Genomic DNA, 25,944 nt, shown 5'->3' with positions numbered 1-25,944 from the left:
GGGCCCTCGCGCAGGGCGCTACGCGGAGGGGACCGGCCGGTGGCGTCCGGGAAGCCCCGAACGCCACCGGCAGGGAATCACTCAGAAGGCACCCTGAGTCTTGGCGTCCTTCGTGAACTGCTCCCAGGCCTTCGCCTTGTCGGCCTGCCCGCTCTCGAACGCCCGCAGGGCCGGCTCGAGTGCGTTCTCCTTGATCGCCTGGTGCTTCGGGCCCAGGTGGGTCGGCTGGATCTTGGCGACGCTCTCCCCGAAGATCTTGCCGGTCGGCGCGTTGCTGAAGTACTCGTTGGTGTAGCTGATGAACGCGTCGTTCTTCAGCGCCTCCAGGTTGGTGGGCAGCGGGCCCTTGGCCTTGAAGGCCTCCACCTGGCTCTTCGCGTTGGTCAGGTACTCGGCGAGCTTCGCCGCCTCCTTCGGGTACTTGCTCTGCGCCGGAACCGCGAGCCACGAGCCGCCCCAGTTACCGCCGCCGCCCGGCACGGACGCCACGTCCCACTTGCCCTTGTTGGCCGGACCGGAGTTCTCCGTGACGATGCCGAGCATCCAGGACGGGCAGAAGGTGGCCGCGAAGGTGCCCTGCTTGAAGCCACCGGACCACTCCGGCGACCAGGTCTGCGCCTTGGCGGAGATGTCCGCCATCGAAGTGGCGGTGTCCCAGGCGTTCTTCACCGCGGGGCTGGTGTCCGCGATGATGTTGTCTTCCTTGTCGTAGAACAGGTCACCGTTACCCTGGAACATCACGCCGTTGGAGACGGCGGTGATCGAGTCGATGAACGCCTTGCCGCCGCTGCCCTGCTTGTACTTCCGGCCGGCCTCGTGGAAGCCGTTCCAGTCCGACCAGAGCGCCGACACCTGGTCGCGCTCGGTGGGCAGGCCGGCAGCCTGGAACAGGTCCTTGCGGTAGCAGACGGCGAGACTGCCGACGTCGGTCGGCAGGCCGATCAGCCGGCCGTCGGGCGCCTTGCCCAGCTCCCACTTCCAGGGCAGGTATTCCTTCGAGTGGTCGGCAACCAGCGGGGTGAGATCGGCCCAGTTGCGCGCGTTGGGCTTGAACTCGTTGAGGATGCCCTCTTCCAGGGCGGTGACGTCCGCCGCACCCTTGCCGGTGGCCAGGTAGCGGACCAGCTTCGGCCGGTACTCGGCGAGCTGCGCGGTCTTGCGCAGCTCGACCTTGATGCCGGTGTCCTTCTCGTACTGCTTGACGAGCTCGTCGTAGCCCATCTCGCCGAAGGTGTCGACGACCAGCTTGGCTGGCTTCTCGCCGGCCGCCGGCTTGTCGTCGTCGTTGCCGCAGGCTGCGAGACCGCCGATAGCGGTGATCGCGGCCAGGGCAGCGGCCGCCAGGCGGGTACGCCGCGTGGTGACACTCATTCGCTGACCCCTCTTTCCGGTGGTGAGGCTGGATGTGTCGTGGTGGGGTGCTCATCACGCCTGGCCGGGGATGCGTCAGTGACCCATGCCACCCTCGGGAGCGCTCCCATGAGATTGCCGACAGGTAACGGGAGTGTCAATAGGGCGATGGGAGCGTTCCCAGATCGTTACCGCTCAGCTCACCTGGTAACTCCGCCTCGCAACTCCGCCTCGGACCGGCGGAGCTTCAGCAGAAGCGGCGGAGCAGGGTGGTGGTCTGGTCCGGGTCGAAGCGGGACGGGTCGAAGGTGGAGCCCGCCCAGTCGCGCAACGTCGCGTGCCGTGGATCGACCGGCCCGACCGGATCGTCCTCATCGGCCAACGCGACCAGGAGCGCCCCGTAGCCCAGCGGCCCGCCGACGCCCTCCGGTGGGCAGGCCCGCTCACCGTCCAGGCAGACCGGGTACCGCTCGTCGGGGTCGGCGGTCAGCGCGTCCTCCACGACCAGGTCGTGCTCCCACCAGTCACCGAAGTCGTACGTGTAGGAGAACCGGCTGCCCTTGCCGAGCACCGCGTCCAGCCGCACGTCCAGCTCGTCGTGCAGCGCCAACTCGCCGTCCGGGTCGGGGTCGCCGTACTGCATCGCGTCGATCTCGAACGAGTGCAGGTGGCAGTCCCGCCAACCCATCGCGTGCTGCACCACCCGGTGCAGCCGGTCCAGCGTGTAGCCGGCCGGCACGAGCACCCGGCGCCACACCGGCGGGCGGACGCCGGCGAGGGACATCTTCAGCTGGAAGATCTGACGGGGCATGCTGTCCTGTCCTCCCGCGGCTTAGGCTGCGAGCATGATCTGCCGAGCGTGCCGGGCCCGGCGACACGACGACTGCCCGGGCCGGAACTGGTGCGACTGCCAGCACCGTACCGCCGAACCGACCCCTCCCGTCACTGGTCCGGCCGGCGAATGAGCGTCGGAATTCCGATCCGACGGCTCTGGCCCGAGCCTTCGACGCAACAACTCGACGACGCCGCGCTGACCACGCTCTACGGCCGCGCCGACGAGCCCCGACTGCGGGTCAACTTCGTCGCCAGCCTGGACGGCGCGGTCACCCTGGACGGCTATTCCGCAGGGCTGTCCGGCCAGCCGGACAAGCGGGTGTTCGGCGTGCTGCGGATGGTCTGCGACGCGCTGGTGGTGGCCGCCGGCACGCTGCGCCACGAGGGATACCGGGCAGTCCGCCTCGACGAGCGCCGCCGCGCCTGGCGCCGCGACAACGGGCTGGCCGAGTATCCGACGCTGGTGGTCGTCTCCGGTTCGCTCGACCTGGATCCCGCGCAGGCCGCCTTGGCCGACGCGCCGACCCGTCCGATCGTGCTCACCCACGCCGACGCCGAGCCACCGCCCGGCCTGACGGACGTCGCCGACCTGCTGCGCTGCGGCGTCGGGCGGGTCGACCTGGCCGCCGGCCTCACCGAACTGCACCGACGCGGGCTGACCCAACTGCTCTGCGAGGGCGGCCCGCACCTGCTCGGCGCGCTCACCGCCGCCGACCTGGTGGACGAGCTGTGCCTCACCGTCGCGCCGCTGCTCGCCGGGCCCGGCCCGGGCCGGATCACCGCCGGCGACGCCGCGCCGCCGCGCCCCCTGCCACTGCGGCACGTGCTGGCCGCCGAGGACGGCGTCCTCCTGCTCCGCCACGCCCGCCCGTGACGGGCCGTCGTCCGGCCACACACCCACCGTCGCGGGTGTGACGGCGCAGGGTGTCGTCCGCCGCGTCGCGTGGCGACCTGTCGTACTCCTCGGGCAGGATGCACCTCATGGTTCCCGACCGTGCTGCCCGACCGACCCGAGTCGCCCGATGACCGACGCCGAGCTCGACAGCCCGGGCGAGGTGGTCGGGCGGGTGCTGGGCACCGCCGACGCCACCCCGTTGCAGTTCTGGACGGCCGTGGCACCCGGCAGCTATCTCCAGCTCGACGACGTCGTGGTCACCCGACGGGAGCTGCCGGACCGGGAGCCGGTGACCATCGCCGGTGTGGTCACCCAGGTCCGCGCTCGACACGAGGGCGCCCAGTTCGAGTCCGACGTGTTCGCCATCGCCGACGGCACACTGCCCGCGCAGGTGCAGGAGGCCGCCGAGGTCACCACCACCCGGGTCGATCCGGAGCTGTACGTGCCGCCGACCCCCGGCGCGGTGGTGCACCGGGCCGAGGGCGACGCCCGGGCGCGCGCGCTGCACTTCGACCGGATGGAACGGCGCATCCCGATGGGGATGGGTCGGGACGGCGTCCCGGTCTATCTCAACGCCGACTTCCTCGACGGCAGCCGCGGCGCACACGTCTCGATCTCCGGCATCTCCGGGGTGGCCACCAAGACCAGCTTCGCCACCTTCCTGCTCTACTCGGTGTTCCGCTCCGGGGTGCTGGGCGGCGACGCGGTCAACGCCAAGGCGCTGATCTTCAACGTCAAGGGTGAGGACCTGCTCTTCCTGGACCACCCCAACACCCGCCTCGACGATCCCACCCGCGCGGCGTACGCGAAGCTCGGGTTGAGCGCCGGCGCCTTCCCCGACGTGCGGGTCTACGCCCCGCCCCGGGTCGGTGACGCGGCCGGCACGCCGGATGTGAGCAGCCGACTCACCGGGGTGGACTCGTTCTACTGGACGCTGGACGAGTTCTGCGCCGACCGTCTCCTGCCGTACGTCTTCGCCGACGCCGACGACGAGCGCCAGCAGTACACGATGGTGGTCCACTCGGTGACCGCGCACCTGGCCCGCTACGCCCAGCCGGCCGACGGCGGGGTGAGCATCGACGGTGTCCGGCTCGGCTCCTACGGCGACCTGGTCGACCACATCGTCGACCAGCTCAACGACGACGAGACCCGCTCCGACTGGGCGGGCAGCGCTGTCGGTCTGGGCACCGTCAACGCGTTCGCCCGGCGGTTGATCGGCAGCAAGAAGGACCTGGCCCGGCTGATCCGTGGCGACCTCGCCACCCGTCGCCCGCACTCGATCAACACCAGCGAGTCCGCGCAGGTCACCGTCGTCGACCTGCACAACCTTCCGGACCGCGCCCAGCGGTTCGTGGTGGGTGTGACGCTGAAGAGCGAGTTCGAGCGCAAGGAGAAGTCCGGCACCGCCAAGCCGTTGCTCTTCGTCGTGCTCGACGAGCTCAACAAGTACGCCCCCCGGGAGGGCTCCTCGCCGATCAAGGAGGTGCTGCTCGACATCGCCGAGCGGGGCCGCTCGCTCGGGGTGATCCTGATCGGCGCGCAGCAGACGGCGAGCGAGGTGGAGCGGCGCATCGTCACCAACTCGGCGATCCGGGTCGTCGGCCGGCTCGACCCGGCCGAGGCGTCCCGCCCGGAATACGGCTTCCTCCCGCCCGCACAGCGCCAGCGGGCGCTGCTGGCCAAGCCGGGCACCATGTTCGTCAACCAGCCGGACATCCCGGTGCCGCTCTGTCTGGAGTTCCCCTTCCCGGCCTGGGCCACCCGGGTCTCCGAGGCGGGCCGGGCACCATCGGAGACGCTGCGCTCGATCACCCAGTCCGCCGACCCGTTCGCCGTGGTGGGCTCCGGCGGCGGCAGCACCGACGACGACATCCCGTTCTAGGCAGGGGTCAGCCATAGCAATGAAGATCCTGCACACCTCCGACTGGCACGTGGGAAAGGTGCTCAAGGGGCAGTCCCGGGCCGAGGAACACAAGGCCGTGCTGGCCGGGGTGATCGACATCGCCCGTGCCGAGCAGCCGGATCTGGTGATCGTCGCCGGTGACCTCTACGACACCGCCGCGCCCACCTCGGAGGCGACGCGTCTGGTCACCCGGGCGCTGACCGCGCTGCGTCGCACCGGCGCGGACGTGGTGGCGATCGGCGGCAACCACGACAACGGCCCGGCGCTGGACGCGCTGCGGCCGTGGGCCGATGCCGCCGGCATCACGCTGCGCGGCGGGGTGCGGGAAAATCCGGACGAGCACGTCATCGACGGCACCACCGCCGGCGGCGAGCGGTGGCAGCTGGCCGCGCTGCCGTTCCTGTCCCAGCGGTACGCGGTGCGCGCGCTGGAGATGTACGAGCTGACCGCGGCGGAGACCAACCAGACGTACGCCGACCACCTGGGCCGGGTGCTCGGGCGACTGACCGAGGGGTTCACCGAACCGGACCGGGTGCACCTGGTCACCGCGCACGTGACGGTGACCGGCGCGACCACCGGTGGCGGCGAACGCGACGCGCACACGGTGCTGGGCTACGCCGTCCCGGCCACCGTCTTCCCGGCCACCGCGCACTATGTGGCGCTGGGCCACCTGCACCGGGCGCAGCGGGTCATCGGCCCCTGCCCGGTGCGCTACAGCGGCAGCCCGCTCGCTGTCGACTTCGGTGAGCAGGAGAACGTCCCCTCGGTGACGATTGTCGAGGTGACGGCCAGCACCGCCGCCCGGGTGCGGGAGGTGCCGGTGACGGCGGCGAGCGCGCTGCGGACGGTGCGGGGCACCCTGGCCCAGCTCGCCGAGATCGAGGCACCGGACGCCTGGCTGCGGGTGTACGTGCGGGAGCAACCCCGCGCCGGCCTGCGCGAGGAGGTGCAGGAGCTGCTCCCCCGGGCGCTGGAGATCCGCATCGACCCGGAGCTGCTGGCCGCGCCGGGCAGCGGTGCCCGCATCGCGCAGCGCTCGGGGCGTTCGCCGCGGGAGTTGTTCGCCGACTACCTGGACAGCCGGGGCCACGCCGACGAGGGCGTGCAGGAACTCTTCGACGAGCTCTTCGAGGAGGTCGAGCACTGATGCGTCCGATGCGCTTGGACATGGCCGGGTTCACGGTCTTCCGGGACGACACCACAGTCGACTTCACCGACGCCGACTTCTTCGCCCTGATCGGCCCGACCGGGTCGGGCAAGTCCACAGTGCTGGACGCCATCTGCTTCGCGCTCTACGGCATGGTCCCCCGCTGGGGTGGCGCCCGGGGGCTGGCGAACGCGCTCGCGCCGTCGGCGACCGAGGCCCGGGTGCGGCTGGTCTTCGAGTCCGGCGGGGCCCGCTACGTGGCGACCCGGGTGGTCCGGCGGGACGGCCGGGGCAACGTGAAGACCGCGAACGCCGGGTTGCAGCTGATGCCAGCCGGCTTCGACGTGACCAAACTGGACACCGGGTTGAGCCCGGACGACCTCGGTGAGGTGGTGGCCGGCACCCCCGCCGAGATGGAGCAGGCGGTGCTGGAGGCGGTGGGGCTGCCGTACGAGCAGTTCACCAGCTGTGTGGTGCTGCCGCAGGGACAGTTCGCCGATTTCCTGCACGCCAAGCCGGCGACGCGGCAGCAGATCCTGGTCAATTTGCTGGGCCTCGGCGTCTACGAGGACGTGCAGAAGAAGGCGACGGCGCGTGCCGCGCAGGCGGACGCCCGACTCGACGCGGTCGACCAGGTGCTCGCCGGGCTCACCGGCGTGGACGACGAGGCGTTGGCTGAGGCCGAGGCCCGGGTCGAGCGGATGGCCGAGCTGGCGGCGGCGGTGACGGCCGCGGTGCCGGAGCTGGCGGCGGCCCGGACCACCGCGCGCGAGGCGGCGGCGGCGCTGACCGCTCTCGACGACGAGCTGTCCGTGCTGACCGGGATCCGCGCGCCGCGCGGGGTGGCCGAGGTGGCACGCGCGGTCACTGCGGCGCGGGCCGACGCCGAGGCCGCGGCGACGGGCGTGTCGTTGGCCGAGGAGCGCGAGGAGAAGCTGCGCGGGGAGCTGGCCGGCGCTGGCGACGAGAGCGCGGCGCGGTTGCTGCTGCGGGCGTACGACGATCGGGACCGGCTGTCCGCTGAGGCCGACACGGTCCGGGCGGCGGTGCGCGCGGCGAGCGACGAGCATGCCACGGCGGTGGCCGCGCTGGCGGTGGCCCGCGCGGAGGCCGAGCAGGCCGAGGTCGACCTGGAGGCGGCCTTCCGGGCGCACGAGGAGGCGAAGGCCACCGACCTGGCGGTCAGTCTGCGGGTGCACCTGCATGCCGGCGCGCCCTGCCCGGTCTGCGAGCAGCCGGTGGCGCGGGTGCCGGCGGTGCCGGCCGATTCAGCGGTGGCGGCCGCGACGGCGGCGGGCAAGGCGGCGCGGGCCGCGACCAAGGCCGCGCAGACCGCGGTGCGGCAGCGGGACGAGGCGGCGCGTGACCTGGAGCGCCTGCTGGTGCAGGCGCGGGCCCGGCAGGAGCAGGTGGACTCCCGGCTGGCCGAGCTGGACGGGCAGCTCGCCGGGGCGGCGGAGCCGGCCGTGTTGCGCCGGGAGTTGGCCGAGCACGCCCGGTTGCGGCGCGCCCTGGAGGAGGCGGCGACAGCGGTGCGGGCGGGCCGCGAGGCCGCGCGTCAGGCCCGGGCCGGGGTGGATACCGCCGAGGAGCGGCTGCGGGCGGCCTGGCGGGCCTTCGACACGTCCCGCGACGGGTTGGCGCGGTTCGGCCCGCCGGCGACCGATCGGGACGATGTGGCCGCCGCGTGGGCCGCGTTGACCGGTTGGGCGACGACCGAGGCCGACCGCCGCCGCGAAGATCGGGCGAGCCGGGCGGTCGCCGTCGCCGAGGCCGAGTCGGTGGCTGACGCGGTGCGGCGGCGCATCGCCGGCATCTTCGCCGACGCCGACGTGCCGGTCGGCGACGACCCGGTGCACGCCGCGACCGTAGCGGTGGAGCGGGCCGACGCCGACCTCCGCCGGCTGCGGGAGCGCCGGGAGCAGGCCGGGACGCTGCGCGAGCAGCGTGCCGGGCACGAGCGGGAGGCGCAGGTGGCGCGGGCGCTCGCCGGGCACCTGCGGGCCAACAACTTCGAGCGGTGGTTGCTGGCGGAGGCGTTGGACCTGCTGGTCGACGGCGCGTCGGGGATCCTGCGGGAGCTGTCCTCCGGCCAGTACGAGCTGGTGCACGACAAGGGCGAGTTCGTGGTGGTCGACCACCACGACGCGGGGCTGCGCCGGGGCGTTCGCACCCTCTCCGGGGGTGAGACGTTCCAGGCGTCGTTGGCGCTGGCCCTGGCGCTCTCCGAGCAGCTTGCCGGGATGTCGACCACGGCGGCCAGCCTGGAGTCGATCGTCCTGGACGAGGGCTTCGGCACGCTCGACGCGGCCACCCTGGACACGGTGGCCGCCACCCTGGAAAACCTGGCCGCCCGGGGTGACCGGATGGTCGGCGTGGTCACCCACGTGCCGGCGCTGGCCGAGCGGATCCCGGTCCGGTTCGAGGTGCGCAAGGACGCGCGTTCGGCGCGCATAGAGCGGACGGGCCGGTGAGCGCGAGGAGTGCAGCGCGGCGGGGCCCCGCAGTCGCGAACGAAGGGCCAGCTCGGTGAGCGACGCCGCGTTCTTCGTCGACTCGTGGGATCCGGCGTACGGGGCGTCGTTCGAGGCGTCCGCTGCCGGGCCGGCCGCGCCGAGCAGCGCGCAGGTCGACGCGGACGCCGAGGTGCCCGCTGTCGACTGGCGGGCGATCGGGGTGCGGGCGGGGGTGCGGGCGCCCGACGTGGTGCTGCTGGTCGACGGTGTTCGCCGGATCGACGCGAGCATCTGGACGGCCGAGACCGACGGCGTGTCGTTTCCCGGGTTGGCCGCCTCGTACGCTGCCGGGGTGGTCCGGTGCGACCTGGGCCGGGGTGCGGCGCAGTTGGCCGGCACCCGGGTTGGCCGGGGTCTGTTCACCGCGAGCCCGTCGGCGCAGGACGTGGTGGCGGGTGCGATCCGCTATCCGGTGCACCGGGTGGGTGGCACCGGTGAGCTGGCGAAGTTGCCGGCCGCGGTGCAGGGCCCGCTGACCGCACTGGAGGTGGCGGTGTCCGACGCCGCCCGGGTCGACGGTGACCTGCTGGTGGTGGACGGCCCGTTGCGGAGTCGCCGGCAGTTGCCGCGCACCCTGGGTTACATCAAGACGCAGCACAGCCAGTATCTGGATGCCCGGCTGACCGCGGTGGTGACCGGTATGGCGTCGGGTGAGCGCTCACCGGTGTTCCGGCTCGGCACCGCCTGGGGTGGCTGGTCGTGGTATCTGCGGTTGCCGGTGGCGGTCGGCGCGCCGTGGGCGGGCATCGTCCGGGTGGAGTGCTCGGCCGATCTGCCCGTCGAGGCGGCGATCGAGCTGGCCGACCTGTCGCTGGTCACCCTGCCGCGTTTCGCCTCCACCCCGTACAAGGATCCCCGCGCTCCGCAGAACCTGATCCCGATCGCCGGTCTGGAACGCCGACTGCGTGCCCTGCTCGGCGACTCCCGACTGCTGCACCGCGCGTTGACCGCCGCGGCTCGCGCCGCGCGGTAGACGGGCGCTGATCACGATGGGACGTAAGCGGGCGGCCGACCGGGTGGTCGAGCAGGTCGACACCGGGCAGGCCGAGCTCGTTCCGGATCCGGACCGGGCGGGCTCGTGGACCCTGCTGCTGGACGGCGCGCCGCAGTCACACGTCGACCTGACCGACCCCACCCACCTGGAATTCGAGTACGTGCGACGGCTGGCCGCCGCGCTGGACCTGATCGCGCCCGCCGGTGAGCCGCTGCGGGTGCTGCACCTGGGCGGTGGGGCCCTGACCCTTCCCCGGTACGTCTCCGCAACCCGTCCCGGGTCTACCCAGCGGGTGTCCGAGGTGGACGGCGCGTTGGTGGAGCTGGTCCGTCGGGCGTTGCCGTGGCCGTCCGACACCCGGCTGCGGGTGCGGGTGGAGGACGCGCGGGCGGTGTTGACATCCACCCGCGACGCCAGCTACGACGTGGTGGTCGCCGACGTGTTCGCCGGTGCCCGTACCCCGGCTCATCTCACGTCCGTGGAGTACGCGGCGGAGGTGGCCCGGGTGCTGCGCCCCGCGGGTTGGTATCTGGCGAACCTGGCCGACGGCCCACCGCTGCGGCACGCCCGCGCGCAGGTCGCCACGGTCCGCTCGGTGCTGCCGCAGGCCTGTCTGGTGGGAGACGCGGCGGTGTTGCGTGGCCGCCGGTACGGCAATCTGGTGCTGGTCGCCGGGCGGGTCACACCGCCGGTGCCAGAGCTGACCCGGCGCGCGGCCGGTGACTGGTTTCCGGGTCGGGTGGTGGCCGGCGACGAGTTGGACCGCTTCGCCGGTGGGTCCCAGGTCGTCCGGGACGCCGACGCGACCGGCTCCGATCCCCCGCCTCCGGGGCTGTTCTCGGTCCGCCGCTGACCGCCCACCCGGCAGCGACGCAGAACTTTTTTCGCGGTTTGTTGATCCGTTCGGGGCGCTGGCGCGTACCACCGGGCGGCCCACCTCGTGGGCCGGCGTTGGTGACGGACATCCCGGAGGTCTGCATGCATGCGGTGGCGGCCGGTTGGCATGGTGACGCGGTACGCGCGGACTGGTTGTCGGCGCGGTCCTCGTCGCGGCCGACGCCCCCTGCTCGTGGGGTCGACGCGCACGCGACGTCTCGCCAGAATGGTCCGGTGACGCCGCGACCGGCGCCCGGGCGCCATCAGGCGACGACAACCGAGGCCAGCCATTCCGACCAGTTGATCCGTCAGCTCTACGCCGAGCACGCCGGTCCGCTGCTGATGTTCGTGATGCGTCTCACCGGGGGGGATCGGCAGCGTGCGGAGGACATCGTCCAGGAGACGCTGCTGCGGGCCTGGCGCAACGCGCACCGCCTCGGCACGCAGGGGCAGGGCTCGCTGCGGCCGTGGCTCGTCACGGTGGCCCGTCGGATCGCCATCGACGAGCACCGCAGCCAGGAGGCCCGGCCACCTGAGACGTACGACCGGGACCTCACCGCGTTCGCCGAGGCGGACAGCACCGACCGGGTGTTGCGCACGATGACGGTGGCGGACGCGCTGCGTACGCTCAGTCAGTCGCACCGGGAAATTCTGATCTCGACGTACTTCCGAGGGCGGACGGTGCCGGAGGCCGCCGAGGAGTTGGGGCTGCCGCTCGGCACCGCCAAGTCGAGGGTCTACTACGCGCTGCGCGCGCTGCGCACGGCTCTGCAGGAGCGGGGGGTGACAGAATGAGCCGGCCGGACCACATGGACGTCGCGGCGTACGCGCTCGGTGTGCTCGACGAGCAGGATACCGAGCGGTTCGAGGAGCATCTCGCGACCTGCTGGGCGTGTGCGGCGGAGTTGGAGACGATGGTGCCGGTGGTCGGGCTGCTCTCCGACATCGACGGCGAGACGATGATGGCGCTGGAGCAGACGGCGACCGATCCGGCGTTGCTGAACCGGACGCTGGGCGCGGTTCGGGCCGATCGTCGGCGTACCCGGTTCCGGCAGATGTTGGCGACGGCCGCCGCGGTGGTGGTCTTCGGCGGGTTGAGCGGGTACGGGTTCGTCAGCGTGACCGACAGCGGCTCGACTCCGGTGGCCGGTCCGACGTCGAACGCACCGATCGACCCGCAGACCAGCGGGCCGACTGCTCCGCCGAGCGGCCCTGGTGTGGGCGGCACGGAGGAGGAGGGCGACCAGGTCGACGCGACCGACCCGACCACGGGCGTGCAGACGACAGTGTTCCTGGTCAAGCGGGAGTACGGCACCCGGATCAATTTCAGCCTGCGGAAGCTGCCCGGCCCGCGCGTCTGCCGGCTGGTGGTGGTGCGCAAGGACGCCGACCCCGAGGTGATTTCGACCTGGTCGGTGCCGGAGGGTGGTTACGGCACCAGCACCCGCCCGCAGGGTCTTGAGTTGAGTGCCTCGACGTCTGCGCTGGTGAGTGACATCAAACAGCTCCAGGTACAGTCGATCGACGCCAATGGTGTGGCGAGTCCGCTGGTGACGGTCCCCCTGTAGTCGTGCGTACGCTTCGGCGCCGGCCATTGTCACAATGGCCGGCGCCGATCTGTCGTTGTGGGGAGTTTCCCTTGCGGGGGCGTACGTATCGCTGCCCCGATCGGTTCAATCAAAGAACGTGAAATTGACCACTGTTACTACTTCAACCTTGACAGCCCACTTCCCGTACCTATGGGTGAACTGCCAAGAATGAGGAGGGCACGTGGCACAGATGAAGCGGACCGTCATCGTCGCGAGCGCGATGGTCGCACTAACGGCCTGCGCTCCCGCAGGTTACGACGGGGCGAACTCGAGCGCGGCCGAGCCGGTCGCCGTCGCCGCGGCCGAGCCCACCGCGTCGGTTGTACCCGAGGCGTCGGCGTCCGCGGAGGCGCCCGCCGCCGACACGCCGCCCGCGAACGTGGACCTGACCGAGAAGCTGGTCGGCAAGAGCGTCGCCCGGATGGGCAAGGTGGTCACCGACCAGGACGGTTGGATCCTGTACCGCTTCGACAAGGACACCGCCGACCCGCCGTCGTCGAACTGCGTCGACAAGTGCGCCGAGGTGTGGCCCCCGGCGCTGACCGACGGCAACCCGCAGCTCACCGGCGTCTCCGACGACAAGGTCAGCAGCGTGACCCGCCAGGACGGCACCCGTCAGCTCACCGTCGGCGGCTGGCCCGTGTACCGCTACATCGGCGACAAGAAGCCCGGCCAGTGGAAGGGCCAGGCCGTTGGTGGCACCTGGTTCGTGGTCCAGCCGGACGGCAAGAAGAACCTCAGCTGCCTGCCCACCTCCACGCCGAAGGCGGTCGCACCGCCGGCGGACAGCGGCTCGAACGACGCCGGAGGCTCGGGTTACTCGTACTGAGCCAGGCACACCATCAGGACGCGGTGGTCGGTCGTCGCCGGGGAGGGCGCGGCCGGCCACCGTCGTGTCCGGAGGTTCAGCGGCACCGTCACCGCCACGCGGCGGTGGACAGCCGGAGGTTGCGCTCACTCCCCCGTTCGAACTGGCTGGCGATGGGGAAGTAGGCACCGAGGAACGCCTCGAGGATCCTTGCCTGATCCTCCGCCGGCACGTCGCCGTCGTGGTAGTCGTTCAGGCAGAACACGTCGAACGCCCGGCTGGCCAGCAGGCTGTCCAGCCGCGGCAGGTGAGCGGCCAGGCCGACGTTGGCAAAGGTGCAACGGACCGACCCCGCCGTCGTCCGTCCGCTCATCAGCCCGAAGTGGTGCGCGAGGGACGAGAGCATGGACACGTCGTCGGTCGACCGGAGCCGGTTGGCCGCCGTCTGTCGGACCGCCTCCGGGAATGCCGCCTCGACCTCGTAGAGGGTGCTGCGCCGATGTGCGTGCGGCGCGTGCAGGAACGCGTGGATCAGCGTCTTGCCGAAGGCCTCCTCCAGCAGCCGGCGATTGTTCTTGCCGGCCACCGCGAACGCCTCGTCATCGAGATTGGGGGACGTGAGCGGGATCTGTGTGGGGCTACGGAACGACTTGGGGAGCCCACCCGGGTTGAAGAACATGTCGGGGCCGAACAGGCGACCAAAGAAGACGTCGTCGTTGAGGTAGACGAAGTGCTCGGACAACCCCTCGATGTGGTGCAGCTGAGTTTCGATGGCGTGGGAGTTGTACGTCGGCAGCACCCCCGGGTCGGTGAAGATCTCCCGGTGGTCGACGATCCGGACCTTAGGATGCGTGGTGTCGAGCCACTCCGGCACCTGGTCGTCGGTGACGATCCAGATCCGGTTCGCCCACGGTGCGAAGAGGTCGACCGACCTCAGCGAATACCGCAGCTCGTCCCGGCTGCGGAAACGTGCGGCGCCCTGCAGCGATTCATGCTCGGCGTACCCGATCCCCAGAGCCTGCGCCCGACGGCGCGACCAAGCCGGGTCCGCTCCGTCCACCCAGGTGTAGACGAGATCGATGGGGAAGGTGATCTCGTCAGCGAGCCGTCGCGTGAACGGATCGACGGATCGGTAACTCTTCCCGCCCACGGTCACCACGGCGGGGGTGAGGGATTCGGCTGTCAACCGGTCCCCCACCAGGGTCCGGGATGGGCCGCAGAGGTCCGTTCCCTCCTCGGCGGTGTGCCAGAACTCCACGGCACACCCGTAGATGGTGCCCATCCGCAGCGTCTGCGACAGGGTCATCGCGGGTTCGAAGACTCGCAGCCACGAGGCTGTGGCCATCGCGGTGACCCCTGGTGTGGCTGCGGCCGGCCAGACCCCCATCGTGCGGTTCCGCTGGTCAAAGGCCTCCACGTAGACCGGGCGATCGGCGTATCGGCGGGCGAGGGCGGCCACGACGGACTGTCGGGCCTCCTCGCGAACGGCCACCCGGAAGGTCGGCGACATCTGTCGGACGAGGAAGTAGTCGATGCCCGCGGTGTCGAGACTCTCCACCGTCAGGTCGAGGTTGTCCCGCGCCACCTCGTACGGCGTGGACTCCCGCAGGCGCGTCAACTGCCCCCGAGTCCAGATCAGGTCCTCGCGTCCGGCCTCGACTCCAGCAGCCCATGCCTCGACATCGACAGTGCCCACGCTGCGGGCGGCGGCTTTGCTCGGCACCACGTTGGGTGCCGCCCTGCGGGCCTGGTTGGCCGCAACCGCGGCAAAGCGCCGTTCCGTCCATCCAGGACCGTCACGGTCGGCGAGCAGGTCGGTGAAGAGCTGTTCCCACTGCGGCATCACCCGGTCGACCGAGAAGCGCTCCACATCGCGCAAGGCGGCGTGCCCCATCGTGTGCCGCAGCCCATCGTCCTCGATGAGCTTGCGCAGTGCGGCGGCGAGTTCGTCGATGTTGTCCGGGGCGACCAGGAAGCCGGTCTTACCGTCCTCGATGACCTCGCGGGGCCCGTTGGGGCAGTCGTATGCCACCACCGGCACCGCAGCGCTCATCGCCTCGATCAGGGTGAGACCGAAGGACTCGACGCGGGACGTCACCATCGCCACCGACGCCTTGGCCCACTCGTCCTCGATGCTTTCCGTGGGGCCGAGCAGTTGGACCTGATTGCCGAGTTTGAGGCCGGCGATCCGCTCCTCCAGCCGCGCCCGTGAACCGCCCCCGAAGATGCGCAGCCGCCAGTCGAGGTGGTCCGGGGCGATCTGAGCGAAGGCGGTGATCGCGTGCTCGAACTGCTTCTCAGGGCTCAACCGACCCGCCATGACCACGCTGCGGGTCTCCCGGGTCGACCGCGGCCGGTAGCCCTCCTCGATCGGGTTGGGCAGCACGACCAGCCGGGGAGCAGCGTCTCCCAGAAGGTCGGCGAACCAGTCCCGGGTGGGTTGGGAGAGCAGCGCGATCGCGTCGGCCCGGGCTGCGAAGAGCCCGAAAGGCTCACCGGAGGAACCCCGCAGCTCGGCGACACGGTGCTCCTGCGCGACGATCACCACGCGTCGGGGCAGTAGCTTCGTGGCGACGGCGAGCAACGCGGGAGTGGTGGTGACCACCACGTCGGCGTCGTTCTCGCCGAGTACGCGTTCGAGTTCGAGGTCGGACAGCGCGGAGAACGCGCCCTCCCAGTGTCGCTGCACCAACGTGCTGGGCTCGGCGGCGAGCGTCTCGGCGACGGCGTCGGGCATCCCGCCCCGCACTGGCCGGACCACACCGTCACGGGTGTCGAGAAGGTGCACCAGCCGAACCGCGGGATCCACCTCGAAGGGCATCTCGTCGCGGGTGCGGAGGACTCCGACGATCTCCACCTCGTGCCGACGAGCCAGCCAGTTCGCCTGCCGCAGGACGGTGCGTTCCGTGCCACCAATGGCATCGGCCCAGGTGAGCAGATAGGTGATCTTCATGAGTTGCCGTCCGTCGAGCGGGATTGGATGGGCAGGCAGGCCAGGGCGAGGCTGCCTGCCGGGGTGAAGTAGGGGCGTACGCGGACCGACCGGCCGGGCGCGGCCCAGACGATCGCCGCCGGCGGCCGTAGCGACCGCTTCGGGTTGGTGAGGTCGTGCAGCACCGTGCCGACACGCAGCCGGCGGGATTCGGCGTGCAGCCGGACGTCGAAGATCCGCTCTCGAACGTGCCCGGCCTCCGTCATCGCCGACAGCGGCAGGCTGAACCGCAGCAGGTCGGGGCCGACCAGTTCACCCTGGACCCGGAGAGACTCGCCGCCACCGCGCGGCTCCAGTCCCACCTCCACCGGCCCGTCGGCCCGCCAACCGAACGTCCGCACCTGGAGGCTCGCCCCGGTCCAGTCCAGTCGGACGTCGGTGAGTTCGGCCAACGCCCCGGGCGCCGTGACGGCGAGCGCGAGTCGGCCAGCTTGGTCGGTCACCGGCCGGTACCGGTATCCCGAGTCGGGACAGGGTGGGGCAGACACGGTGGGGCCGGCAGCTCGTTCGGTCGCGCCTCCGACCACCCGGACGGGGTCTCCCCCACCCGTCTCGCTGACCAGGCGGCACTCCACCCGCCACGAGCCACCCGAAGGTAGGTCCAGGCCGCCCGGCCGAGCGCAGAGCAGGACGGCGGCGGACACGGCCAGACCGTCACCGGCGTGACGCAGCTCAGCGGGCACGGTGAGCCGTGTACTCCCACAAACGAGGTGCAGCTCGGCACCGACGACGTCGGCGGCGAGCGCGGGCGGCACCTCGAGGTCCAGGTTGAGGGTGTGCCCGTCGAGCACACCCACGAAGCGGGCCTGGATCGACGATCCGGCCGGCAGCGCGGCCCGAAAGAGCCGCCGGGGGGCCGGTGCCCGCATCGTGCCCTTCAGCTGCGCCACCTGCCGGCCCAGTTGCCGGTCGGCCCGGCGCAGGGCGACCCGCAGCCGGGGCCAGCGCCGCAGCGCGTCGGACGCCAGATCGCGTAGGTGCGCCCCGTTCATGCCTGTCCCGCTCATGCCCGTCTCCGCCCGTTCTCTATGGCCGTCCAATCACCGAACTGTTCGCCACTGCCCGCCCGCCGCTGCCTGGCCGTCCAGAGCCGTCCATCCACCCCGACGGCACCAGCCACAACTCGTCCGCCGGCGTCCACCGCCACCGCCGGGGAGCCGACGAAGAGGACACCGGAGGTGGACCACGCTGTGGACACCCCCCGCCCCGCCGGCTGCCAGGACAGGCTGGTCGTACCGGTGTCATCGCGTTTCACCAGGACCGTCCCGCCCGGATCTCGTGGCACCGCCGCCGCGGCTACCGGCCCGAAGCCGCCGCGGCCGTCGAGGCTCGCCGGGTTGACCGGCCAGCCACCGCCGACCCGCTGCCGCAGGGCCAGCACCCGGCCGCTCTCCGCCTCGCGGAACACCAGCAGCAGCCGGCCGCCGGGCTCCTTCACCGCTGTCAGCGGACCCGCCGGGGCCGGAACGGACAGCATCGATGGCCGTTCGAACGGCCCGTCGACAGTGGCCTGGCGCCAGTGCAGCACCGCTTTGTGGGTCCCCGCGAACAGCTCGATGCGACCGTCAGCCGCGCTCGTAACCGCGAGCCCTTCCTGCACGACACTGCCGCCGAGGTCACCCCAGGGGCCCCAGGTGTCCGGGCCGGTCTGCACGCGGCTGCTCACGCCGCGCCCGAAGTTTCGGACGAACACCTGCACTCGACCGTCGGCGCCGACAGCGGCAACCGGCATGCCCATCTCCAGTCGCCGAACCTCCGCGTCGACCGCGCCGTCCGCCGGGTTGCCCAGGTCCACCCAGGGCCCGAACGGTCCGCCCGGTTCCGATTCCACAGTGGTCACCAGGACGCGTCGGTGCCCCTCCCGCGCCAGGTCCAGCACCTGCCGGACACCGAAGAGGTGGATCCGAGCGTCGGCACCCACAAGCGCGTACAGGTGCGGCACCAGCCCTGCCCCGTCGACCAGATCGGGCCCACGCCATTTCCCGCTGCCGGGTCGGGTCTCCCGCCACACCGATGCCCGGTCCCCGAGAACCCCGAACGCGGCGAGCCGCCCGTCGGCCTGTCGGAGCAGCCAGGAGCCGCTCCCGGGATAGCGGGGATGGGTGCTCTGCCCGTAACCGGGCACGTGGCCCTGATCGCCGACCTGGTAGTCGCCGCAACCCACCGGGTCCCCGCAGTCCCGGGAGACGCCTCCGTAGATGTCCAGCAGCGCCTTCTTAGCGGCGAACGCCTCCTGCCCAAGGTTCCGCGGCCAGTGCCGGTTGTAGTAGCCCCGGTAGCTCTCGCGTAGGACCGGCCGCCCGCCGGCCTGCTCGTAGCGTCGTACCGCCTCAAGGGCAAAGTACGCGCTGGCCGTGTGCGTGAGGTGGTCGGAGTAGGCGATCGCCCCGCTCGCGGCGTCGTAGGTCTTGTGGTCCGGATCGGGGTCGAGCAACCGCACGACGGTCGGCTCGACCTCCCGCAGCAGCGCTGTCAGCGCGGTGAGCAGTTGCTCGCGGTCGTACTCGCCGACAGCCCCCAACGGGCTGCCCGTCGGCCGCAGGGCCGGCAGGGCTGGCAGGCTCCCCTCCCACAACGCGCTGAGCCACCGGGGCGGCTCGTCCGCGACGGCGTCCTGCGTCCTCAGATTGAAGAAGACCAGGCGCACTGCGGGCGCGCCGACCAGGGTGGCGATCTCCACCGGCACGCCGCCCGCCAGCACCTGAGCGACCCGCGACCAGGCGGCCCTCCGGTCGCCGAGAGCCATCTGTGCGTACGCCGCCCGGATGCCGTTCTGGCGAGCTGCGGCGTAACCGGCGAAATCAACCGGAACGGCACGGCGATCGGGGTGGTTCTGGGGAGCGTTGCGGCCGTCCGACTCACTAGCGGCGAGATAGACCGCGGTGACCGGGGAACCGCTGTCGATCGCATGCTGCACGGCGGGGTTGAGGAAGAAGAGGTCGTCGTCGGGGTGCGCGACGACCTGGAGATAAGCCGCGAGGTGACGCGTCGACGTGGGATTGGCCCTGCCGACACCGTGTCTCAACCAGAACATGGCGTCACTACCTGCCCCGGGGGAGCGACGACGGTCGCCGCGAGACGGCGTGGATCGGGGACGACAACCATGTCAGGCCTTCTCCCATGGGCTGGGCACCGGAAAGTAGGTGTCCAAAAAGGGTGTGAGGACCGCGAGCTGAGCGGCCAGGTCCTCCTCGGAGGAGAAGGCGTCGTTCAGACAGAAGACGTGCCGGTCCCGCCGGGCCAGCAGGTGCGCGAGTCGCGCGGGAGTGTCGGGGTGGGACAACTCGGCGATGGTGTATTCCAGCTCGCCCGGCGTGGCCCGACCGGTGTGGAACGCGTAGTAGTGGTGCAGCGACGAGGCTACCGAGATGTCGGTCATGCCGCGGAACCGGCTCGCGGCGGTCCCACGGTGCGGTGCCGAGAACTCTTGCTCGATCTCGTACAGGACGCTGCGCCGCAGCGCGTGCGGCATGTGCTTCATCTTCTTGTTGAGCACTGTGCCGAAGCGCTCGGCGAGCAGTGCCCGATTGTTCTTCCCAGCGGCTGACGACGGAATGTCCTCAGCGCTCGGCGCTCCCGGCGGCACGAGCGCGGGCGACGGGAAGAAACGGGAAATGCCGTTGGCCAGGAAGAAGTCCTGGGGCAGCACCTCGGTGCCGAGGAAGACGTCGTCGTTGAAGTACAGGAAGTGCTCGGAGAGCCCGTCGATGTGATGCAGCTGGCTCTCGATCGCGTGCGAGTTGTAGGTGGGCAACACCGATGGGTCGGTGAAGACCTCCCGGTGGCTGACCACGCGGATCCCCGGCACCGACGGGTCCAACCAACTCGGCACCTGGTCGTCGGTCACCAGGTAGATGTGCCGCACCCACGGCGCGAACAGATGCACTGACCGCAGCGAGTAGCGCAGCTCGTCGCGGCTGAGGAACCGAGCCGGACTCGCCGCCTCGGCGTGGTAGGGAATTCCGGTCACGGCGGCGCGTCGACGCAGCCAGTCCGGATCTGTGCCGTCCACCCAGGTGTAGACGACGTCGATGGGGAAGGCCACGTCTTCCGGGGACCGGCCGGCGAACTCCGGCCGGCTTCGAACGGTCGTGCTGTCGGTGGGCGGCACCAGGCCGGTGAACAGCGACTCGGGTACGAGGACCGAAGGCGACGACACCTGGGCCTGCTCCGCCACCGGGTTACGACGCGGGGCGACGAGCGTATCCCCCTGCCGGGTCCAGAACTCGACGTCGCAGCCGTACGCCAGCCCCAGCACCAGCCGGTGCCGGGGGTCGGTCCAGTACCAGGTCAGCCGCACAACCGGGGCGCCCGCAACCCGCTCCCACGTCTTCGGCTCGAACCCCGGAGCCGGGGGCCGCTCGCCGCTGGCCCGGGGTACGGAGACATAACCGGGCACTCGGGCGCACGCCGCCGCGAGCGCGGCGTACACCCGGCTGCGGTCACCGGCGTCAACGGCTACCACCGACGCCCTCGGTGACCGCCCCCGGACGCGAAAGTAGTCCACGCCAGCCTCATCCAGCGCTGCCGTTACGGCCGTCAGATTCGCCGTCCTGGCACCCAGCGGCGTGACAGCCGCGTCGACTTTGGCGATCCGCGACCCGCGGTCGGCCGTCACCACCGCCCGATCACCACCCGCGAGCAGTTCCGGTTGCCGCCGGGCCAGCCGCTCGCCACGGCGTCCCGCCACCTGGGCGTCACGGGACGCCCGGGCGACCCACTGCTTCAGCTGGTGGCGCGCTCGCGGACTCACCTTCGTCGCGATGGCACGGCGGGTCTGCGCGCTCAACACCCGGCGGTAGACATCAACGAGCCCCGACGGTTCACCGAGCGCCCGTGGCGGCTCGGACGACGGCTGGGGTGCGGGGCGTACCAAGCTGGACTCCACTGGGGACGGTGTACGGAAAACGCTGGCTGGGCGGCGCGGTCGGTCAGCCGTTCGGCCTCGTCACGACAGCCTTGAAGTCGGTGACCGTGTTGAGCATGTTGTTGGGCATGGTGGGCGCGTCGACCGGGGTGCCTCGACGGGCATCCGGCACCGGGCGGTACGAGCGCCGCCACAGCTCCCCCGCGCCCACGTTCCGCCGCTCCGCCACCACGTCGTCCGGCAGCTCGAACGGGGCGGGGAAAGGCAGGTAGCGCGGCAGGAAGTCGGCCAGCATCCGCTCCTGCTCCGCGAACGACCGAGGGTCGGAGTCGGTGTCGTTGATGCAGAACACGTCGCGGTGCCGGCGATTCAGCAGCTCGGCCAGCCGGGCGGGGGTCGAGGGGTGACCCAGGTCGGCGTACTCGTACTCGATGTCACCGGGGACGGCCTGCGCGGTCAGGAACGCCCAGTACTGGTGCAGTGACGACGGGATGGACAGGTCGCCGTGGTGTCGGAACCGGTGCCGCGCGGTGGCCGCCACCTCGTCCGGCAACATGCCCTCGATCTGCTGCATGATGCTGCGGCGCAGCGCGAACGGGGTGTGCTTCATCTTCTGCGTGATGGTCACACCGAACTGCCGTTGGATGTGCCGACGGTTGTTCTTTCCGGCGGCCTTCACCGGAGGGTCCTCCGGCTTCGCCTCCCCCAGACCGAACTGGGCCGGCGAGGGGAAGAACTTCGCGATCCCGTTGGCGTGGAAGAAGTGGTTCGGTAACAGTGGACGACCGAGGAACACGTCGTCGTTGAGGTAGAGGAAGTGTTCGGCCAGGCCGTCGATGCGGTGCAGGCGGGACTCGATGGCGTGCGAGTTGTACGACGACCGGCCGCCGAGGTCGGCGAAAAGCTCGGCGTGCGAAATGACCGTGATCATCGGATGGCTCGGGTCGAGCCAACTCGGCAGCTGGCTGTCGGTGATCAGGAAGATCCGCCGCAGCCAGGGCGCGAAGCTGTGCAGCGAGCGCAACGAATACCGCAGCTCGTCGCGGTTGTGGTAGCGCGACGAGTTCGCGGCGACAGCGTGCAGCGGGCCGTCCGGAGCGCCGAGCGCCAGCGACTTCCGCTTCAGCCACTGCGGGTCGGAGCCGTCCACCCAGGTGTAGACGGCGTCGATCGGGAAGCCGACCCGGTCCGGCGCCCGGACAGCCAGGTCCCGGCGGGTGCCGTAGGTGTGGTCGTCGGCCTCGGGCACGAAGTGGCTCATCAGCGCCGCCGCCACCCGGACCGGCTGGGCCCTGGCGGGGGCCTCGTCGACGACCCCGTTGCGCCGGGGAGCACGGACCATGTCCCCGCGCCGGCTCCAGAACTCGATCTCGCAGGCGAACTGGGCGCCGAGGACCACCCCGGCGCGGGCGTCGGTCACTGGGAAGCAGACCTGGATCACCTCGGTCGGGGCGCCGTCCGGTTGGTCCCGACGGGGCTGGACCTGCACCACCCGGACGTCCGCGCCGGACAGCGCCGGCGCGGAGCGGACGAGGCGTTGCACCGCCGGCCGTTGGTCGTCGAGGACCGCGACGGTGCTGCGTAGGTGGTCGTCGTTACGAATGCAGTGGTATTCGATGCCGGCGGAGTGCAACGCGGTGGTGACGGCGGTGAGGTTGTGGTGCCACTGCTCCAACGGGGTCGCCGTGGCGACGACCTCGGCCCGGGTCCGAACGCCACCGTCGGTCACGGCCACCCGGGCGCCGAGGTGATGCACCGTGTCGCTGCCTCGCGGTCGGGAGAGCGTCTGCACCAGGCCGATCCGCCGGTGTACGGGCAGCAGACCCAGCACCCGTCGCCGTGCCGACGACGGGAGGAGTCGATAGATCTTCAGGGCGATCATGCGCTGGGCCGTCCGCCCGGGACGGCCCACTCGTCAGCGGGCACCTGTCAGCCCTGCGGACGGATAGCGGGGTGAGATCCCACTCGCGATGATTCGACACAGACTCGCGCAGCCATCACTGCATGCCCTTTCACAGATCCCCCGTTGACACTGCGTGGCGATCCGACGTCGGCCGCGCGCAGCCTGGTGGCGGCTGTCGGCGGGACACCGGTCTCCGGGCCGGACCGGGTTCTCCCGCGAGTGGGAGTTGCTGGCCGCCGCAGGTGGCCCGGGGCAGTGCGTTTACCTGCAGGCCATCAAACAACCACATGATCGATACCTGACCCACCACCAAAGATGGGCATAAGGGCGGTATGCGCCTGTTCGCCAAGATAATCCTGGCCATTCGGGTGGTTCAATGACACCGGGACGGTCGGGCGAACGTATCCTCGCGAAGCTCCTCAACCGCGGGCGGGACCGGTACGGCCGGTCGCCAGCCCTCACTGCGACCTGGCAGAGTGACGGGGTGACCGAGACCGAACCCGCCGCGACCAGGGTGCTGCACCCACCGGTCGGCTACCGGCTGACCGCCTCGGTCCGTGCGCTCACCTTCAGCCCGTACGATCCGTGCGCCCGGGTGGCTGCCGGCACCTTCTGGTGGGCCACCCGCACCCCGGACGGCCCGGCCACCCTGGCCCTGCGCGCCGCCAGCGGCGAGTTGCTCGCGGAGGGCTACGGGCCGGGCGCCGAGCACGTCCTGGCTCGTGCCGACGCGATCGCCGGGCTGCGCGACGACCTGACCGGCTTCACCGAACTGGCAGCGGCGCACCCGCTGGTCGCCCGGCTGGCCCGGGAGCACCGGGGCCTCCGGATGCCCGCCACCGGGGAGGTCTTCCCCCGACTCCTGCGCGCGGTCTTCGAGCAGAAGGTCACCGGCAAGGAGGCCTACCGGGCGTACTCGGCGATGGTGCGGCACTTCCGGGAGCCGGCTCCCGGCCCGTTGCAGCCGCTGCTCCTGCCGCCCGAGGCAGCCACCGTGGCCGCGGCCCCGTACTGGGTGTTCCACCCGTTCGGGGTGGAACAGCGCAGAGCCGACACGCTCCGTCGCGCCGCGGCGCTCGCCGACCGCCTGGAGCGCAGCACCGACGCCGCCGACGCCACCCGCCGGCTGACCGCAATTCCCGGCATCGGGCCGTGGACGGCCGCCGAGGTGGTCCGGATCGCGTACGGGGACCCGGACGCGGTCAGCGTCGGCGACTTCCACATCCCGAACACTGTCGCCTGGGCGCTCGCCGGCGAGCCGAGGGGCGACGATGCCCGGATGTTGGCCCTGCTGGAGCCGTTCCGGGGTCACCGGGGCCGGGTCTGCCTGCTCCTGGAGGCCGCCGGCATCCGCGCGCCGAAGTACGGCCCGCGCGCCCCGATCCGCTCGTTCGCCGGTTACTGAGCCTCGTCGGAGCGATCGTGCCCGGCGCTCAGCGGCTCACACAGAGCCGCCGCAGGGTACGGCCGAGCCACCAGGCGTACGTGTGCTGCACCGCCCGGACAGCCGGGCCGCCGGCACGGGTGAACCAGCGGGCCGGGAGGCTGAACGCGCGTACCTCGAACCAGACCGCGCCGTCGTCCTCGCGGCCGACCACGAACGCCTCCTCGCCCCGCTCCGGATGCCCGGTCAGGCTTCCGTAGCCGAAGCCCGCGCGGGTGGGCGACTCCTCGCTCCAGATCACCTGACACGGCCCCCAGATGCGGGCCGGGCCGACGCCCAGGCCGGCGGTGACCAGCACCCCCTCGGTGGCGCGTGCGGCGGTGGTCCGCATCCGGACCCCGGCGGCGCGGTGCAGCCGCCAGCTCAGCACCGCCTCGGCCGCGGTGTCGAAGCTGCCCGCCGGCAACGGATACCGGTGGCGCAGGTGGTGGTAGCCGCCGGGCAGCGCCCCGTGCCGGGTCCGCCCCACCTCCGGGTACGTCAGCTCGGCCACCGCTCCCCCTCGTTCTCGGCTGGACACGGGCCAGCGTACGGCCGGCGCGGGCGGGGCCGCCCGCCGAGGACATCGGCGGTCGTGGTGTGCTGCCCCGATGAGCGTCGAGGCGAGCATCGTCCCGGCCGGTGTCGCGGACGCCGGCGAGATCCTCACCGTGCAACGGGCCGCGTACCTGACCGAGGCACAGCACTACGGCGACCCGTTCCTGCCGCCGTTGACCGAGACGCTGGACGAGGTCCGGGCGGTGTTGACCGGCCCGGGCGTCGTCCTCGCGGCCCGGTCGGGGCACCGACTGGTCGGCTCGGTGCGGGCCCACCTGGCCGGGGGCACCGCGCACGTCGGGCGACTCTCGGTGGCCCCGGACCAGCAGGGTCGGGGGGTCGGTGGGCGGCTGCTCACCGCGATCGAGGTGGCCTGCGCCGGCCGGGTGGCCCTGTTCACCCTGTTCACCGGCGCGGACAGCGCGCGCAACCTGCGGCTGTACGAGCGGCACGGCTACCGGATCGTGGCGCACCGGCCGGACCCGAACGGCATCCGGTTGGCCGTGCTGGAGAAGCCGGTGGTCAGCCCCGCTCGCTCCGACGTTTGAGCCCGTCGGCCTCCAGACGCAGGTAGCGCCGGAGCAGGTCGCCGTAGAGCCAGCCGATCACGCCGGCCAGCGGCCCGGACTGGGCGATGGCCAGCTCGACCCGGGTGCGCCCGTCGGGCAGCGGCAGCAGACGATGCTCGCCCCGGGTGCGTACACCGGGGGTCTGGGAGGCCCAGGTGAACTCCCGGCCCTCGGTCAGGTCCGTGACCCGCCACACGGCCGGCCGCAGCTTCGGCTGGGTCAACCGGGCCGTCGCGCCGACGGCGAGCGGCCCCGGCTCTCCCCGCTCGGCCCGCGACACCGAGGCCGTCCACTCCGGCCAGCGCGGCACGTCGACCAGCACCGCCCAGACCTGCTCGACGTCGGCGGCGATTTCCGTATCCGCTTCGAACCGCATCGTGTCTCCTCCCGGCGGCGCCGGTCGGCACCGCCGGGGTGCAGACGAGGCCTCCGGGTGGATCGTGACACCCGCGCGCAAGCTCGGTGGGATCAGGCCGCTTCGCGCAGGTCGGCCAGACTCAGCGGGGTACGTCGGCGCAACAGCTCCTCCAGCTCCGGCACCGAACCGACCTCGCCGAGCACGTTGCGACCGCCGCCGAACCGCTCCGGGTAACGCCGGGTCAGCCGGTAGCGGTAGCGGCCCCGGATCAGCTCGACGCTGACCCGCCACCGCCCGCAGCAGTCACAGACCCACTCGGACACCCCGCGAAAGTAGCTCTGACCTGCGGTTATCCGATCCGG

At 71.7% G+C, this 25,944-nt stretch carries 21 protein-coding genes; 11 read left to right on the top strand and 10 right to left on the bottom strand.

Going from position 1 to position 25,944, the window contains the following annotated elements:
• Nucleotides 1-81 precede the first annotated feature (81 nt).
• Both CLT68_RS14640 and CLT68_RS14635 read right to left on the bottom strand, forming a co-directional pair.
• Nucleotides 82-1,371 carry an ABC transporter substrate-binding protein gene (locus CLT68_RS14640; protein WP_088946869.1) on the bottom strand — a complete coding sequence of 430 codons (1,290 nt, stop codon included), beginning with the start codon at nucleotides 1,369-1,371 and terminating at the stop codon, nucleotides 82-84.
• Between the two features lie 226 nt (nucleotides 1,372-1,597).
• Nucleotides 1,598-2,161 carry a plasmid pRiA4b ORF-3 family protein gene (locus CLT68_RS14635; RefSeq protein ID WP_099851519.1) on the bottom strand — a complete coding sequence of 188 codons (564 nt, stop codon included), beginning with the start codon at nucleotides 2,159-2,161 and terminating at the stop codon, nucleotides 1,598-1,600.
• A 150-nt stretch (nucleotides 2,162-2,311) separates the two neighbouring features.
• Between CLT68_RS14635 and CLT68_RS14630 the strand changes: the two genes are divergently transcribed.
• The 9 genes from CLT68_RS14630 (at nucleotide 2,312) to CLT68_RS14590 (ending at nucleotide 12,933) form a co-directional block, all read left to right on the top strand.
• Nucleotides 2,312-3,058, top strand: a complete 747-nt coding sequence (locus CLT68_RS14630; protein ID WP_099851517.1) for a pyrimidine reductase family protein — start codon at nucleotides 2,312-2,314, stop codon at nucleotides 3,056-3,058.
• A gap of 148 nt (nucleotides 3,059-3,206) precedes the next feature.
• A complete protein-coding gene (locus tag CLT68_RS14625) occupies nucleotides 3,207-4,961 on the top strand; it encodes an ATP-binding protein (protein ID WP_099851515.1) in 1,755 nt (584 codons plus the stop codon).
• Nucleotides 4,962-4,980: 19 nt separating this feature from the next.
• Nucleotides 4,981-6,129 (top strand): exonuclease SbcCD subunit D, encoded by a 1,149-nt coding sequence (locus CLT68_RS14620; RefSeq protein WP_099851514.1) that lies wholly within the window; start codon nucleotides 4,981-4,983, stop codon nucleotides 6,127-6,129.
• Nucleotides 6,129-8,603 carry an AAA family ATPase gene (locus CLT68_RS14615; RefSeq protein ID WP_099851512.1) on the top strand — a complete coding sequence of 825 codons (2,475 nt, stop codon included), beginning with the start codon at nucleotides 6,129-6,131 and terminating at the stop codon, nucleotides 8,601-8,603. Before CLT68_RS14620 ends, CLT68_RS14615 begins: the two co-directional genes overlap by 1 nt.
• Before the next feature lie 55 nt (nucleotides 8,604-8,658).
• Nucleotides 8,659-9,618, top strand: a complete 960-nt coding sequence (locus tag CLT68_RS14610; protein ID WP_088946863.1) for a hypothetical protein — start codon at nucleotides 8,659-8,661, stop codon at nucleotides 9,616-9,618.
• A gap of 16 nt (nucleotides 9,619-9,634) precedes the next feature.
• Entirely contained in the window at nucleotides 9,635-10,492 is an 858-nt protein-coding gene (locus CLT68_RS14605) for a spermidine synthase (RefSeq protein WP_099851510.1), read from the top strand.
• A gap of 125 nt (nucleotides 10,493-10,617) precedes the next feature.
• Complete coding sequence (locus tag CLT68_RS14600) at nucleotides 10,618-11,310, top strand: sigma-70 family RNA polymerase sigma factor (protein ID WP_088951545.1); 693 nt, start codon at nucleotides 10,618-10,620, stop codon at nucleotides 11,308-11,310.
• Nucleotides 11,307-12,083, top strand: a complete 777-nt coding sequence (locus tag CLT68_RS14595; RefSeq protein WP_099851508.1) for a zf-HC2 domain-containing protein — start codon at nucleotides 11,307-11,309, stop codon at nucleotides 12,081-12,083. The genes CLT68_RS14600 and CLT68_RS14595 overlap by 4 nt, the downstream gene beginning before the upstream one ends.
• Nucleotides 12,084-12,285: 202 nt before the next feature.
• Nucleotides 12,286-12,933, top strand: coding sequence for a hypothetical protein (locus CLT68_RS14590; protein WP_099851506.1), 648 nt, complete (start codon nucleotides 12,286-12,288; stop codon nucleotides 12,931-12,933).
• 88 nt (nucleotides 12,934-13,021) lie between these two features.
• Here the strand turns inward: CLT68_RS14590 and CLT68_RS14585 are convergent, their stop codons facing one another.
• The 5 genes from CLT68_RS14585 to CLT68_RS14565 form a co-directional block, all read right to left on the bottom strand.
• The gene (locus tag CLT68_RS14585) at nucleotides 13,022-15,865 is read right to left on the bottom strand and encodes a stealth conserved region 3 domain-containing protein (protein ID WP_099851504.1); all 2,844 of its coding nucleotides are present in this window, start codon (nucleotides 15,863-15,865) and stop codon (nucleotides 13,022-13,024) included.
• Entirely contained in the window at nucleotides 15,862-16,911 is a 1,050-nt protein-coding gene (locus CLT68_RS14580; protein WP_143743184.1) for a hypothetical protein, read from the bottom strand. Before CLT68_RS14580 ends, CLT68_RS14585 begins: the two co-directional genes overlap by 4 nt.
• Nucleotides 16,908-18,938, bottom strand: a complete 2,031-nt coding sequence (locus CLT68_RS14575; RefSeq protein ID WP_099851500.1) for a DUF8189 domain-containing protein — start codon at nucleotides 18,936-18,938, stop codon at nucleotides 16,908-16,910. The genes CLT68_RS14580 and CLT68_RS14575 overlap by 4 nt, the downstream gene beginning before the upstream one ends.
• 72 nt (nucleotides 18,939-19,010) lie before the next feature.
• Nucleotides 19,011-20,792: a stealth family protein gene (locus tag CLT68_RS14570; protein WP_199177048.1), complete on the bottom strand. Its 1,782-nt coding sequence runs from the start codon at nucleotides 20,790-20,792 to the stop codon at nucleotides 19,011-19,013.
• 43 nt (nucleotides 20,793-20,835) lie between these two features.
• Entirely contained in the window at nucleotides 20,836-22,653 is a 1,818-nt protein-coding gene (locus CLT68_RS14565) for a stealth family protein (protein WP_099851498.1), read from the bottom strand.
• Between the two features lie 505 nt (nucleotides 22,654-23,158).
• On the opposite strand from CLT68_RS14565, the gene CLT68_RS14560 reads away from it, so the two are divergent.
• Nucleotides 23,159-24,079, top strand: a complete 921-nt coding sequence (locus CLT68_RS14560; RefSeq protein ID WP_099857158.1) for a DNA-3-methyladenine glycosylase — start codon at nucleotides 23,159-23,161, stop codon at nucleotides 24,077-24,079.
• Between the two features lie 28 nt (nucleotides 24,080-24,107).
• Here the strand turns inward: CLT68_RS14560 and CLT68_RS14555 are convergent, their stop codons facing one another.
• Entirely contained in the window at nucleotides 24,108-24,611 is a 504-nt protein-coding gene (locus CLT68_RS14555; RefSeq protein WP_210928291.1) for a DUF1990 domain-containing protein, read from the bottom strand.
• A gap of 97 nt (nucleotides 24,612-24,708) precedes the next feature.
• Between CLT68_RS14555 and CLT68_RS14550 the strand changes: the two genes are divergently transcribed.
• On the top strand, nucleotides 24,709-25,203 hold the full coding sequence (locus CLT68_RS14550) for a GNAT family N-acetyltransferase (protein WP_099851496.1): 495 nt from the start codon (nucleotides 24,709-24,711) through the stop codon (nucleotides 25,201-25,203).
• On the opposite strand, the gene CLT68_RS14545 is transcribed toward CLT68_RS14550, so the two are convergent.
• Both CLT68_RS14545 and CLT68_RS14540 read right to left on the bottom strand, forming a co-directional pair.
• Entirely contained in the window at nucleotides 25,178-25,600 is a 423-nt protein-coding gene (locus tag CLT68_RS14545; protein WP_099851494.1) for an SRPBCC family protein, read from the bottom strand. The genes CLT68_RS14550 and CLT68_RS14545 overlap by 26 nt on opposite strands.
• Nucleotides 25,601-25,692: 92 nt before the next feature.
• A complete protein-coding gene (locus tag CLT68_RS14540; RefSeq protein ID WP_099851492.1) occupies nucleotides 25,693-25,905 on the bottom strand; it encodes a hypothetical protein in 213 nt (70 codons plus the stop codon).
• Between the last annotated feature and the right edge of the window lie 39 nt (nucleotides 25,906-25,944).

The sequence above is a fragment of the Micromonospora sp. CNZ299 genome, from assembly GCF_002754415.1.
The sequence above is the reverse complement of the archived record's forward strand: the minus strand, read 5'-3'. Positions and strand labels throughout refer to the sequence as shown.